This is a genomic window from Bacteroides sp. 41_26 (genome assembly GCF_949740115.1).
GTDB lineage: Bacteria > Bacteroidota > Bacteroidia > Bacteroidales > Bacteroidaceae > Bacteroides > Bacteroides nordii.
This window is the reverse complement of sequence record NZ_CATJGZ010000069.1, coordinates 39,181-53,819: the sequence shown is the minus strand read 5'-3', so window position 1 is coordinate 53,819 and position 14,639 is coordinate 39,181. Positions and strand designations below refer to the sequence as shown.

Sequence of the window (14,639 nt, the reverse complement as noted above, 5' to 3'; positions counted from 1 at the left end):
CGCCATCCCTTGATATGAATAAACTAAATGGTTTCCTGTATGGTCTACTGTCTTCGGCATCCTTCGGCCTCATCCCTATGTTTACCATTCCTGCAATGCAGCAAGGGATGCAGTTTGAGTCCATTTTGCTATATAGATTCGCTTTTGCCACACTGGCCTTAGGAGTTATTTTGTTAATTGACGGACAGTCATTTCGTATCAACCGTCGTGATATACCTTCCCTTCTTTTACTGGCATTTTTTTATCTTATATCTGCGGTGTTCTTATTCTGGGGATATAAATTTATGGCAAGTGGGATAGCTACAACTTTGCATTTCATGTATCCTGTATTGACTACACTGATCATGATGCTATTCTTCCGGGAAAAGAAATCGATCTGGCGATTTATGGCCATAGCTCTGGCTGTGGCGGGAGTATTCTTTCTTTCTCAAGGAGATGATTCGGGAAGTATTACATTTATAGGTATTTTTATCGTTCTCCTCTCTGCTTTGGGATATGCGCTCTATTTAGTCACTGTGAGCCAGCTAAAAGTAGGTCAGATGAAGGGGCTACGGCTCACATTCTATGTCTTCCTCTTCGGAACCCTGCTCCTTTTCATAGGAATTGGTACAACAGGACATATCCAACCGATCCCCAACCTGCATACAGCCGGAAATCTGGTAATGCTTGCCATTATCCCAACCGTTATTTCTAATCTTGCACTGGTAAGAGCAGTAAAATGTATCGGTTCCACACTCACCTCAGTCTTGGGAGCAATGGAACCGGTAACAGCTGTATGTGTAGGTATCTTCATGTTCGGCGAACCCTTCACGAACAGCGTAGGTTTGGGAATAATACTCATTATTACCGCAGTAACAGTGATCATTCTCAAACGGTAGAAAGATGCATATTACTCGCTTTTACCGGATATCTAACTCTTTTATAAGGTTGCCTGCTTCTCCATACTTCTCAATAACGAAAAGTATATAACGTACATCTACGCCGATACAACGCTGCAAATCGGGTTCAAAAACAATATCACTGCTCATCGCTTCCCAGTTGCCATCAAAAGCAAGCCCGAGCAATTCTCCTTTGGCATTAAACATGCCACTACCGGAGTTACCACCTGTTATGTCATTGTTGGAGATAAAACAGACTCTCATTTCGCCCTTTTCATCGGCATAACGCCCAAAGTCTCCGGCACTGAACAATTCCAGTAAACGAGGACTGACCTCAAAATCCGGATCGTCCTGATGGTCCCGCATCTTTTCAAAAATCCCCAACGGAGTAGTATAATAGTTATAAATAGCGCCATTAAACGGAGAGTAACTGCAAACCGTCCCGAAACTAAGCCGCATGGTGGAATTGGCGTCAGGATAGAAGTTACGGTCGGCATACATCCGGCGAACAGCCGCATTAAACAACCGTTCATCCTTTTCTATGTTTTGCGAAGCCTCCACGATGGCCTGGTTCATATCATAATAAGACACCAGCAGATCAATGCCCAAAGAAATGGCTGGATCATCCAACATACTAAATGTTGTATCACGCTCCAGATAGCGTTTCAATCCCCGTGGAGTAGTTATCTCGGAGCGAGCATACAAAGTGTCGATATAGGCCCGTTCATTGCCGTTATACAGCGTATCAATCGTCTGATACATCGGTGGCAGATATTCAGGAGAAACCTTTTCACGATATTCTTTCAGAAGTGCAGTAAACACATCTTTATCGATCGAAAGGTCCAGATTGTCATATTTCTCCAATAATTTCTTCAACCGCGCAACAACCTGCTTTTCTTCGGCTTCAAAATCGAAGTTAAGAATCTCAAGAGACAGCTGTACCAGCTCGGGCCCATTGATAAAGGATTCACCGAAATAGGCCAACGCACGGTTGGTTTCCCGACGGCTCTTATAGTTCAGTTCCAGGGAAGATAACAAATGCATCAGTTTCTCCCGTTCGGCAGGAGTATTCTGAATCCATTGACGGAGGGTCGTTTCCAACTCTCGTTTCTTTTCAAGTACTTTCAGCTTGCGAATGGCTTTGTTTGTCCCGATACTGTTTTTCCAGTAATTGGAGCTTTCATCATACTTTGAAGCATATTTGATACGAATATCTGCCCGCCGATCCATCTCACGCTTCCAAATAGCCTGCTTTACACCACGCACATCTATCATCGCCTGGTTCATACCATTCATCATCTCCTCAATGCCGAAGGAAGAGAGGAAACGTTCCGTACTACCGGGATAGCCCAAAGTCATACAAAAAGACCCTTCTTTATATCCGTCAAGCGAAACAGGCGCTACATAGGTCGGATGATAGGGTACATTGTCCGGTGAGTAATCAGCCGGACGATTCTTTTTATCGGCATAAATGCGAAAAACACAGAAGTCACCGGTATGGCGGGGCCACATCCAGTTATCCGTATCCCAACCGAATTTTCCAATAGAAGAAGGAGGAGCAAACACCAGACGAACATCGTTGAAATCGCGATAAACTGAAAGCCAAAACTCATTTCCACCATAATAAGCATCAACGACTCCCACAAGAGTAGAATCTTTGAGACTCACTTCGTCTGCTATAAGACGCGAAATAGAATCAACAGCAACCATACGTTCCTGCTCGGTCATAGCGTCATGGGTTACTTTCAGCACCCGCTTGGTCACATCTTCGGTGCGAAGCAGAAAACGAACATAAAGCTCCGGATTGGGTAACTCCTCGTCCCGGTTACGGGCCACAAAACCATCTTTCAGGTAATCGTGTTCTACGGTGGAATGTTGCTGCACACTGCTGAAACCGCAATGGTGATTAGTAAAAACCAATCCGTCTTCTGAGACAACTACCCCCGAACAAAACCCACCAAAACTAACAACGGCATCCTTCAACGAAGCCTTCTTAGGATTATAGAGTTTATTGGCAGGCATCTGCAAACCCAGTTCTTTCATCGTTTGCCGCGTTTGTTTATTCAGGTTCCCCAATAGCCACATTCCCTCGTCAGCATGAACAGCCGATGAGATGAAAAGGGCAATAATTGTAAATAGTTTAAGTCTCATCTATATTGAATTTAGCAGTCAGTTTTTTATTTTACTCTGTTATCAGACGTAGTTTCTTCGCCCCTACACGGGCTTGCAGCCATTCGGTTATTTTCCTCTTCTCACTCTCACTCGGATGACGGGTAAACTTCAGTACAGCCAATGCAATCGTATCCGTTTTCAACGAATCCACCGTAGTTTCAAGTGTATGCGAGATCGAAACGGTTGTCACTGAAGGGTACAATACCTTTAGTTCCGGTATAATAGTACGACTCATTTCATCATAAGATTTATACTTCTCAAGGTTCTTTTCCAGAGAGGAAATCTTTTTTTGTTGTTCTTGCAGCCGTTGTTCACTGTTCTTATAAAAGTCTTCCATGACCATGGCACGAATGGACGAAATATCCATTGCATCGTTGTTCATACCTTGTAGCACAACCAACTTTGTTTCCTCCAGTTTATACTGTTTCATCTTACTACGCGCCAGAGCAATAGAAGCCTCAGGAACTTCAGGACCAATAAGCACCACACGAATCTCCCGGTGTTCGTAACTAATCTTCTTATCAAGCACCTGTGTATTTTCAAAATTCAATTCCGTATTGATAAAGTGATTGGCAGCCGTTTCATAAAAAGTGCTTTTGATAATGCCGAATGTCAGATAAACAGCCGGGCACATCGTAAGGACAACGATCAGGATAATATATTTGCGTACCGTCTTCTCACGTTTCTTGTCTACAAATTCCTTCCGTTGGAAATGCATCACCCGTACTCCGATAAAGGTAGCCAGGCTAATGAAAACGGAGTTGATAAAATAGAGGTAGAAAGCGCCTAAAAAATAAATCAGGTTACCCGATGCCAACCCGTATCCTGCCGTACAGAGGGGAGGCATCAATGCCGTAGCAATAGCAACACCCGGAATCACGTTTCCCTTTTCCTTTGTAGAGAGGGCAACAACACCTGCCAATCCACCAAAGAGTGCGATGAATACGTCATAAATCGTAGGTGAAGTACGTGCCAGCAATTCCGACTGCGCCTCGGCAATGGGGGTGAAAAGGAAAAAAACAGTTGCCGTAGTAACACTGAATGCAGTGGTTATGAGGAAACTCTTTAAGGAGCGTTTCATCAATTCAAAGTCGTTCAGCCCGACGGATAACCCCACTCCCATAATAGGTCCCATCAAGGGGGAAATCAACATCGCACCGATAATTACTGCGGTAGAGTTCACATTCAGTCCTAACGAAGCCATAAAGATTGCGAAGATCAGAATCCAGAGGTTAGCTCCTTTAAATTCCACTCCTTTACGGATAGAGTCAATGGTTTCCAACTCATTGTCCTTGTCCTTTCGCAAATCGAGATACTCACGAAGAAAGCTCTTTACGGCAAAAATGTTTCGGTTGTCTGTTTTCATAATCACTTCTTCACAAAACGGTTAATAACTGGAATTTGCTTCAACGGCAAATCATGTTTGATGATATATCCTATAAATACAAACAGTAGCAACGTACGTAAAAGCAGGCGGAGCAACATATTATCCACCGGTATCCACTCTCCTGCCACATAGATCATTAATGCCAAAAGTACGTATCCACCGATACTCTTCAGGTCATATGCGATCGGGTATTTCTTTTGTCCCACGAAATAAGAGAGCAACATGGCAACAGCATATCCGGTGAAACCTGCCCAGGCACAAGCCATATAGCCATACACAGGAATCAGAAAGACATTCATCAGAATAACAATCGTACAAGCTGTTAGCGAGAAGTAAGCTCCCCATTTCGTCTCGTCCGTCAGTTTATACCAGAACGAGAGATTAAAATACACACCCATAAACATCTCGGCAGCCATAACGATAGGCACTACTTTCAACCCTTCCCAGTAATCGCGCCCGATAACATAACGCAATATATCGAGATAAAACATCACCGAGAGGAAGGCTAAAAGAGTGAAAATAATGAAGAACTTCATGGCTTGTGCATACATTTGCCGGTTATCCTTCTCTTTACTCTTACCAAACACAAATGGTTCGTAAGCAAAGCGGAATGCTTGTGTAAACATAGCCATAATCATCGCTATCTTACTGGTGGCTCCATATATACCCAACTGCACATCAGCCTCTACCGGATCGGGATAAACAAACGGAAAGATAATCTTATCAACCACCTGGTTCAGTATACCCGCAATACCTAATATAAGAATAGGAAAAGAGTAACGAAACATCCGCTTCATCAAATCACGATCCAGTGTATAACGGAAACCGCGCAGTTCGGATATCAGGCAAAGCATTACCAGCGATGTACAAATAAGATTAATCAGAAAAGCAGCGCCTACATTGGTTCCTTTCATAAACACGAAGTAGACAATGTTGAGAATAATGCTGGCAAAGATGAATAACATCTTTAAAGCTGCAAACTTAATAGGACGATTTTTATAACGCAGATAAGCAAAAGGGATAGCCTGTATAGCATCCATTGCGATCACAATGAGCATCATCCCAAGATACCAGGGATGCTCTTCATACCCCATTACTCCGGCTATCGGCTCAAGAAACAAAAGACATACGGCAAGAAACGAAAGAGAAATAGCTGCTACAGTCAATAAGGTAGTAGAGTAAACTTTCACCGGGTCTTCTCCGCCCTTATTGGCAAAACGGAAAAATCCGGTTTCCATACCGCATGTAAGTAGTACAAGCAGAAGTGCCGTAATGGCATACATATTCGTAATAATACCATATCCTCCCGTAGAAGCGGGCATAGAAATAGTATAAATAGGCACCAACAGATAGTTGAGGAAACGCCCTACTATGCTGCTAACACCATAAATGGCAGTATCTTTGGCTAATGACTTTAATCCACCCATGTTAATTAGTGATTAACGAGTTAGTGATAAGTGATTAGTTTTGGCTGTGCAGATACTTGCTGTTAGCAACTTCATTATCTCTTCGGCATCAGTAAACATACTACTATATTCTTCTGTATTTAAATACGAAGTTTCATGAAGTAACTCCAGCCAATAAAGAGACTCGTTACATTCTTTCTGCGCAATAGCATATTTATGAACGAAATCAAGTTTACTTTCTGCATATTCTCCTTCGCGTTGTAAAGCACCAATAGCTGTACCCGAACGTAGCAATTGTTTTGACATTATATGTTCATTTTTAGTTTGTGACAGATACTGATAGAGCTTTACAACACGTACAGCAAAAGCCTTGGTCTTAGTTTTCAAAATCCCTTTTCTATATTCCATACGCTCAATCGCTTATCACTAATCATTTATCACTAATCACTAAAACAGTGTTTGTTGACTACTATAAAGACTCCTCCCCAAATGTTTGTAAGCCAGTTCCGTCACTTCACGCCCACGAGGGGTACGTTTCAGGAAACCTTCTTTAATCAGGAACGGTTCGTATACCTCTTCGATTGTTCCGGCATCTTCACCCAAAGCGGTGGCAATGGTAGTAAGTCCTACCGGACCACCCTTGAACTTATCGATAATGGTACAGAGGATCTTGTTGTCCACTTCATCCAATCCGTATTTGTCGATATTCAGTGCTTCAAGTGAAAAAGTAGCAATCTCCGTATCAATAGAACCGGAACCCTTCACCTGAGCAAAGTCGCGCACACGACGAAGCAGTGCATTGGCAATACGAGGGGTACCCCGGCTACGCGAAGCAATCTCTCCCGCAGCGGGTATCGAACAAGGTACATCAAGGATAGCAGCCGAACGACGGATAATATTACTCAGCACATCGTCATCATAATATTCAAGATGCAGGTTAATGCCAAAACGCGCACGCAACGGAGCTGTCAACAGCCCACTACGGGTAGTAGCTCCCACCAGCGTAAAAGGATTCAGATCTATCTGAATACTGCGTGCAGAGGGTCCTTTATCTATCATAATATCAATCCGGTAGTCTTCCATAGCAGAGTACAGGTACTCCTCTACCACAGGTGACAGACGGTGGATCTCGTCAATAAACAGGACATCGTTCGGTTCAAGACTGGTAAGTACACCCGCCAGATCACCGGGTTTATCGAGAACCGGGCCCGAAGTGACTTTAAAGCCTACTCCAAGTTCATTGGCTATAATGTTTGAGAGAGTTGTTTTTCCCAATCCGGGAGGGCCATGCAGCAATACGTGGTCTAATGCTTCACCACGAAGACGGGCGGCTTTTACAAAAATGCGGAGATTCTCCACCACCTTATCCTGCCCGCTGAAATCCTCGAAGCTAAGGGGACGGAGCGCATTCTCAAAATCCCGTTCCCGGCTTGTCAACTGATGATCGCGTATATTGAAATCTTCTTCCATAAAATCACATCCTCGTTCTTTTATATATCGTACAAAGATAATGCAAACCAAGAGTAGAATAAAATGAACGCGTTCATTTTTTATGCCAAGGTGCAGCTTATCTTCGCTTTTTTAACAAAGATAGTACAATTCAGAGAATAGTTGTATCGAGCAGACAGGATAATTGCCTCCTTTTCCGAATATACCTCTGATAAAGTAGCCGGAATAATGGATTATCTCAAACTATTTCATCTTGTTCAATTAGCGCTGCATATAGTGTTTCCGCTCTTCATCCGTCAACTTCTCTATCGAATAGCGAAGCATCGTACGGGGCATTTCACGTGCATACTTATCAAGAAACTGTAGTAATAAGTCCCGATTCCGTTTCCCCATTTCACGAAGCATCCAGCCGATAGCTTTCTGCATCAGATCGTGTTTGTGATGTAACAACAGTTCCGACAAACGGAGGATATCGACGAAATCGTTGTTTCTTATCAATGTAGCCGTAGCAACTACCGCGATACGCTGCTCCCAAAGTAGCGTACTACCGGCAAGGCGATACAGATCTTCACGCGATTTGTCTTTCAGATACTCTCCTACAATATAGGGAGCTGACAAATCCACCAAGTCCCAGTTATTGATCCGTTCCGTTTGTGTCAGATAGAAATCATAGATCTCTTTTTGCTCCTTTTCACCGGACTTCTTGAAGCGCTCTACCAACATAAGCAATGCGCAGAGGCGGCACTCGTGCCAGTCACTTTGCAAGAGTTCTGCCATCACCTCAAACGGTTCTTCTTTGTGCCGCTTTGCCACCAGACGTGTATTGGGAACTACTACTCCTAAAAACTTATCACCTTCTCCGTATTGCCCCTTCCCTGTCTTAAAGAAATTGGGCAAATACTCCCTTTTCACCGGGTCAATATATGCTTCCAACTCTTTCTGAATACTCTCAACTTTTGTCTTCATATCGTTATCTGTATAAATATAGCAAACCGAATCCCCGCCAAAAATAAACAAAATATGGATGATTAATGGAAAGTTATATCTATTTTTGCAAATAATACAGTAAGTACATTATGGTTCTAAATTACATCTGGATAGCATTCTTCATCATAGCTTTTATCGTAGCACTCGGAAAGCTTATCTTCACAGGAGACACACAAATATTTACCGAAATCATCAACTCTACGTTCAGCTCATCCAAAACGGCTTTTGAGGTTTCTCTCGGGTTAACCGGGGTTCTCTCCTTATGGTTGGGCATCATGAAGATTGGTGAAAACAGCGGTCTTATCAATGCACTGTCGCGTTGGTTGAGCCCGGTATTCTGCCGCCTGTTTCCCGATATCCCCAAGGGACACCCCGTAATGGGATCTATTTTTATGAATATGTCTGCCAATATGCTGGGACTTGATAATGCTGCTACTCCGATGGGGCTCAAGGCAATGAAAGAGTTACAAGAACTGAATCCGAAAAAAGATACGGCCAGTAACCCAATGATCATGTTTCTTGTTATCAACACTTCCGGACTGATACTGATACCTATTTCAATCATGGTATACCGTGCCCAAATGGGAGCTGCACAACCTACGGATATCTTTATCCCAATTCTGCTCAGTACATTCATTTCAACATTAGTGGGAGTTATTGTTGTTAGCATTTCCCAACGCATCAACCTGATAAACAAACCCATATTGATATTAATGGGAATATTGAGTCTTTTTTTCGGAGGTTTGATTTACCTTTTCACTGTTCTTTCACGTGAAGAAATGGGAACTTACTCTACGCTGATTGCCAATATCATACTATTCGGAGTAATCATTCTCTTTATCCTGACGGGCATACGAAAGAAAATAAATGTTTACGATTCTTTTGTAGAAGGAGCCAAAGAAGGGTTCAGTACTGCCGTACGAATCATACCTTATCTGGTAGCTTTCCTGGTAGGTATTGCAGTCTTTCGTACTTCGGGAGCAATGGATATTCTTGTCAACGGAATCGGACAGGTTGTAGGATTTTGTGGACTGGATACCAGCTTTGTCGGTGCTTTGCCTACCGGACTGATGAAATCTCTGAGTGGCAGTGCTGCCAACGGATTGATGATTGACACCATGAAACAGTTTGGCCCCGATGCCTTTGTATCCCGCGTCAGCTGTGTAGTTCGCGGTGCATCAGACACCACATTCTATATTCTGGCTGTCTACTTTGGCAGTGTAGGCATTACAAAAACAAGAAATGCCGTTACCTGCGGTTTGATAGCCGACTTCTCGGGTATCATTGCTGCCATATTTTTCAGTTATTTATTTTTCTTTTAAAACAATACATTATCATGGCTGTAACTTATCAGACAGAGGGCGTAAAGATGCCCGATATTAAGAAACGGGAAACCACAGAATGGATCAAATCCGTAGCTGCCACTTATGGAAAGAGACTCGGTGAAATCGCCTATATTTTCTGTTCGGACGAAAAAATATTAGAAGTGAACCGGCAATATCTGCAACACGATTACTATACAGATATCATCACATTCGATTATTGCGAAGGAGATCGTCTTTCGGGTGATCTTTTTATAAGCCTCGATACTGTAAAGACCAATTCTGAACAGTTCAATACCACCTATAACGAAGAACTTCACCGTACCATTATTCACGGTATCCTTCATCTTTGCGGCATCAATGACAAAGGACCGGGAGAACGGGAAATAATGGAAGCGGCGGAAAACAAAGCACTGGCGTTACGATAGAGTTGAAAACTCTACATATATTGTCCATTATAAGGGGTAGCATTGTCCAAATGAACTATTATGGTATTTACTTAAACAAAGGATACAGACTGATTCCGGTGAAAAAACCTTTATTTGCATAACTGCTGGCGAGGGGTAAGTGCTTTTTGTATCTCACCGGCAGTTAAGCTTATTAAATACATAATCTTAAAAAAGTAAAGGAAACACCATGAAACATCTATTTTCAAGTTGGGCAATCAGCCTGTTTGCCCTGTTTATTATTGTCCCCAACAGTTTTGCCGCCAAATGGAAAGCCGAACATGTCGTTCTTATCGGTCTCGATGGATGGGGAGCTTATAGCGTAGAGAAAGCAGATATCCCAAACACCAAGAGTTTAATGGAGAACGGTAGCTATACTTTAAAAAAACGTTCTACACTCCCCTCTTCAAGTGCTATAAACTGGGCTTCCATGTTCATGGGAGCAGGTCCGGAACTGCACGGTTATACCGAATGGGGATCTAAAACTCCGGAACTTCCCTCACGCGAATTGAACCAGCACGGTATTTTCCCTACCATTTTTCAAGTACTGCGGGATGCTGCTCCGAAAGCAGAGATTGGTTGCCTGTACGAATGGAACGGCATTAAATATCTGGTAGATACACTTGCATTGAGCTATCACAAACAGGCACCGGATTATAACAAGTATCCCACTGCTCTGTGCGAAATGGCAGTTAGCTATCTGAAAGAAAAGAAGCCGACCCTCACACTGGTTGCTTTTGATAATCCCGATCATATAGGTCATGGTGCAGGTCACGACACACCGGAGTATTATGCCAAACTGAAAGAACTGGACGGATATATCGGACAAATTATTCAGGCTACCAAAGATGCAGGAATATTTGACAAAACGATCTTTATTGTTACTGCAGACCATGGTGGCATTAACAAAGGACACGGTGGAAAAACGATGAACGAAATGGAAACTCCATTCATCATCTGCGGAAAAAACATCAAAAAAGGATTAAACTTCAACGAGAGTATGATGCAATTTGACGTAGCATCAACCATCGCCTACATCTTCGGATTAAACCAGCCGCAAGTATGGATAGGCCGCCCGATGAAACAGGTTTTTAAATAAGAAAACAGCAACTTGCTTTTACTGATTATTGATCACCTGAATCTTGCATTGTAAAAGTACGTACTTTACAGATATAAACTATGCATTTTAAGTGTGCGTTAAAATACTAATTAACATACACTTAAAATGCATAGTTTATATCTATAGAAATCGTCAGAAAGAAATTCTAATGAAACAGTATTTATACGTACTTATTTCAACTCAAAATACATTTTTGTCAGAAATACATAACGAATCTTCTATATTATTGCTTAACTTGCCACCATCCTATAACGCAAATTAAATAATAGTCATGAAGCAATTGCCTTTTCTTTGTAATATCAGATGTCAAACAATATCAAAATTACATCTTTGCCTCTATCTACTACTGACAGCAATCAGCGTATGTGCTCAAAAAACTGAAATTCAATACCTATCGGGAACAGACAAAGACAATACCGTGAAATGGGATTTCTTCTGTTCGGATGGTATGAACAGCGGTAATTGGACAACGATTGACGTACCCTCTCAGTGGGAGCTGCAAGGTTTCGGCGGTTACAACTACGGGCACGACCGTACCCCTCATAACGAAAAAGGATTTTATCGTTATGAATTCTTTGTTTCTCCTCAATGGAAAAACAAAGAAGTATATATCGTATTTGAAGGCCCAATGACGGACACAGAGGTGAGAATCAACAAACGACTTGCCGGGCCCATTCATCAGGGTGCTTTTTATCGCTTCAAATACAACATATCCGAGCTATTGGATTACTCCCGGAAAAATCTGCTGGAAGTAGCCGTAAGTAAAGAATCATCTAACGAAAGCATCAATCGTGCAGAGCGTAGAGCCGACTATTGGATATTCGGTGGCATTTTCCGTCCGGTTTATCTTGAAGCACAACCTAAGAGTTTTATTGATCGGGTGGCCATAAATGCCAAACAGGATGGTTCCTTCTATATGGAATCATATACGCATAATGCCGACAGTGAAGATTTTCAGATAGAGACCCGTATACAGACCCTCGAAGGAAAGGATGTAAGTACTCCTTTTCTGTCAGGGCATAGTGTCACTAAAGACAAATTTGTACTGAACGGACAGATCGAGGCTCCCTTGTCCTGGACTCCTGAAAGTCCTTATCTATACAAAGCAGTAGTAAAACTGAAAAAGGGGAAGAAAGTAGTACATAGCTACGAACAGAAATTCGGTTTCCGGACTATAGAGTTCAGAAAATCCGATGGCTTTTATGTAAATGGCGTAAAAGTGAAGTTTAAAGGTGTATGCCGCCACACGTTCTGGCCCGAAAGCGGACGTACCAGCAGTAAACTGCTTGCCATTGAAGACGTTAACCTCATCAAAGATATGAATATGAATGCCGTCCGCATGTCTCACTATCCACCCGATCAATATTTTCTGGATGTTTGCGACTCTTTAGGCCTGTTTGTTATAAATGAATTGGCTGGTTGGCAGAATAAGTATGACACCCCTACCGCGCGCCGCCTGGTACAATCGATGGTAACACGTGATGTCAATCATCCATCTATCGTGATTTGGGCCAATGGAAATGAAGGTGGTTTCAATACGGAAGTACGCAGTGACTATGCACTGTATGACCCTCAAAAACGTCAGGTTATTGAACCTTGGTCTAAAATGGATGGCACTGACACCAAGCATTATCCCAAATACAATTATTCTTATGAAGCATTGACCAAAGGAAATTTAGTATATATGCCCACAGAGTTTCTTCATGGCCTGCATGACGGAGGACACGGAGCAGGTCTCGACGATTATTGGAATCTAATGCTAAAGAGCCCTCTCTCTGCAGGAGGATTTCTGTGGAATCTGACCGACGAAGGTGTTGTTCGTCGCGATATCAGCGATTCCATCGATGTAAAAGGGAACTATGCACCCGATGGTATCCTTGGACCTCACCACGAGAAAGAGGGTAATTTCTATACCATCAAAGAAGTGTGGACGCCTGTTTATGTAACAAATCCTAATTTGAATTCCAGCTTCAATGGTGTGATAAATATCAGCAATCGTTATCATTTCACAAACCTCAACCAGTGCCGGTTCTCCTATAAATTGACAAGTTACACACAGCCCCTCAACAACGAGAATATGAAACAATATACTCATCAGGTAGCTGCTCCCAACGTTACTCCCGGTCAGGACGGTATTATCCGCCTTGAATTGCCCGAAGATTGGCATAGCTATGATGTACTTTACCTTACTGCTATTGACCCTTTTGGCAGGGAGATCTTTACATGGTCATGGAATGTCACCATGCCACAGGAAATGGTACAACGAATCGTAACAGGAGCGAACCAAGAGCTACACGTACAGGAAACGGACGAGCTGCTTCGAGTTACCTGCGGAACAACAGAAATCACTTTCAACAAAAGAAATGGATGGATAGACAATGTTTGTCATCAACTCAAAAATCTATCATTCAACAATGGTCCCCGTTTTACCGGATTCACTGCCACATTCAGAGAACTGAAACACTATCATTCGCCGGATGGGTATGTAGTAGAAGCTCTTTATGAGAATGCAGATAGCCAGAAATGGACGATTCAACCAAACGGATGGGTACAGCTCGACTATCAATACAAGCTCAACGGTGAGTACGATTATGCAGGTATCACCTTCTCTTATCCCGAGAATAAAGTGAAAGGTGCCACATTAATGGCAAACGGTCCCTATCACGTATGGAAGAACCGCATGAAAGGAACCAACTTCGGTGTTTACAACAAAGCATACAATAATACCATTACCGGTCAGAACTGGAAGTATCCGGAATTCAAGGGTTATTACTCCAACTTCTATGCCGTAGAGATACAAACCGATGAAATGCCATTCATTATAGCCTCTGCTACAAAGGATGTATTCTTGCACCTTTTCACCCCGGAACGTCCCCTGTTTTACAGTAAAAACATCAATCCTCGTTTTCCAGAAGGTGATATTTCGTTTTTAAATGCCATTTGCGCCGTTGGAACCAAGTTCTCACGCGCTGAACAGGAGGGACCGCAAGGGGCTAAGAATATATACAATAATGAAGTATTCCGTGGCAGATTATATTTTAAATTCGGAAGTCAGAATTGAATGGCTTTGAGATAATGTAATTGCAAATAGAACATCTATGGGTTGTAGCACTTTGATTAGCAACCAGTAGTTATATGATAGAAATCACATTCGGCAAAACTCAATATTTGTAACGATTCATAAAAACGCGAAGCAGATAAAGAGGGAGGTAAACGTATTAAAAATATTCAACAATATTTATTTTTATAACATTCTGACATCCAGCGAGTTAAACATCCCTCTCATTTCTCTACGGAGATCGACCCGAAACTCTACGGAGATCGAGTCGTTTCTCGTAGAGTTTCGGGTCGATCTCCGTAGAGAAATGAGACGAGAGTTCATAAGATTGACAATTGATACAAAAACGAGATGAACAATTTCGTTTTATTGTAACGATTTACGCCTATAATATAATCAAAAAACAAAAGAAAT

At 42.3% G+C, this 14,639-nt stretch carries 11 protein-coding genes; 5 read left to right on the top strand and 6 right to left on the bottom strand.

All coding sequences use genetic code 11. The annotated features are described in order from the left end of the window. Positions 1-14 precede the first annotated feature (14 nt). On the top strand, positions 15-878 hold the full coding sequence (locus tag QX565_RS09435; RefSeq protein ID WP_196039273.1) for a DMT family transporter: 864 nt from the start codon (positions 15-17) through the stop codon (positions 876-878). 21 nt (positions 879-899) lie between these two features. On the opposite strand, the gene QX565_RS09430 is transcribed toward QX565_RS09435, so the two are convergent. The 6 genes from QX565_RS09430 to QX565_RS09405 form a co-directional block, all read right to left on the bottom strand. Beyond that, positions 900-3,029, bottom strand: a complete 2,130-nt coding sequence (locus QX565_RS09430; protein ID WP_289292636.1) for a S46 family peptidase — start codon at positions 3,027-3,029, stop codon at positions 900-902. A 31-nt stretch (positions 3,030-3,060) separates the two neighbouring features. Beyond that, positions 3,061-4,416, bottom strand: a complete 1,356-nt coding sequence (locus tag QX565_RS09425) for a TIGR00341 family protein (RefSeq protein WP_002558612.1) — start codon at positions 4,414-4,416, stop codon at positions 3,061-3,063. 2 nt (positions 4,417-4,418) lie between these two features. After that, complete coding sequence (locus tag QX565_RS09420) at positions 4,419-5,864, bottom strand: lipopolysaccharide biosynthesis protein (RefSeq protein WP_289292635.1); 1,446 nt, start codon at positions 5,862-5,864, stop codon at positions 4,419-4,421. Between the two features lie 12 nt (positions 5,865-5,876). Further along, positions 5,877-6,251, bottom strand: a complete 375-nt coding sequence (locus QX565_RS09415; RefSeq protein ID WP_002558610.1) for a four helix bundle protein — start codon at positions 6,249-6,251, stop codon at positions 5,877-5,879. Between the two features lie 39 nt (positions 6,252-6,290). Then, complete coding sequence (gene ruvB, locus QX565_RS09410) at positions 6,291-7,313, bottom strand: Holliday junction branch migration DNA helicase RuvB (protein WP_002558609.1); 1,023 nt, start codon at positions 7,311-7,313, stop codon at positions 6,291-6,293. A gap of 240 nt (positions 7,314-7,553) precedes the next feature. Further along, on the bottom strand, positions 7,554-8,258 hold the full coding sequence (locus QX565_RS09405) for a DNA alkylation repair protein (protein ID WP_122201266.1): 705 nt from the start codon (positions 8,256-8,258) through the stop codon (positions 7,554-7,556). Between the two features lie 110 nt (positions 8,259-8,368). Here QX565_RS09405 and QX565_RS09400 point away from each other — a divergent pair, with 110 nt between their 5' ends. From QX565_RS09400 to QX565_RS09385, 4 genes are all read left to right on the top strand, one after another. Beyond that, positions 8,369-9,601, top strand: coding sequence for a spore maturation protein (locus QX565_RS09400; protein ID WP_025866542.1), 1,233 nt, complete (start codon positions 8,369-8,371; stop codon positions 9,599-9,601). A gap of 14 nt (positions 9,602-9,615) precedes the next feature. Further along, positions 9,616-10,029 (top strand): rRNA maturation RNase YbeY, encoded by a 414-nt coding sequence (gene ybeY, locus QX565_RS09395; protein ID WP_002558606.1) that lies wholly within the window; start codon positions 9,616-9,618, stop codon positions 10,027-10,029. Positions 10,030-10,237: 208 nt separating this feature from the next. Beyond that, positions 10,238-11,146, top strand: a complete 909-nt coding sequence (locus tag QX565_RS09390; RefSeq protein WP_289292634.1) for an alkaline phosphatase family protein — start codon at positions 10,238-10,240, stop codon at positions 11,144-11,146. 292 nt (positions 11,147-11,438) lie between these two features. Then, complete coding sequence (locus QX565_RS09385; protein WP_289292633.1) at positions 11,439-14,228, top strand: glycoside hydrolase family 2 protein; 2,790 nt, start codon at positions 11,439-11,441, stop codon at positions 14,226-14,228. Positions 14,229-14,639 lie beyond the last annotated feature (411 nt).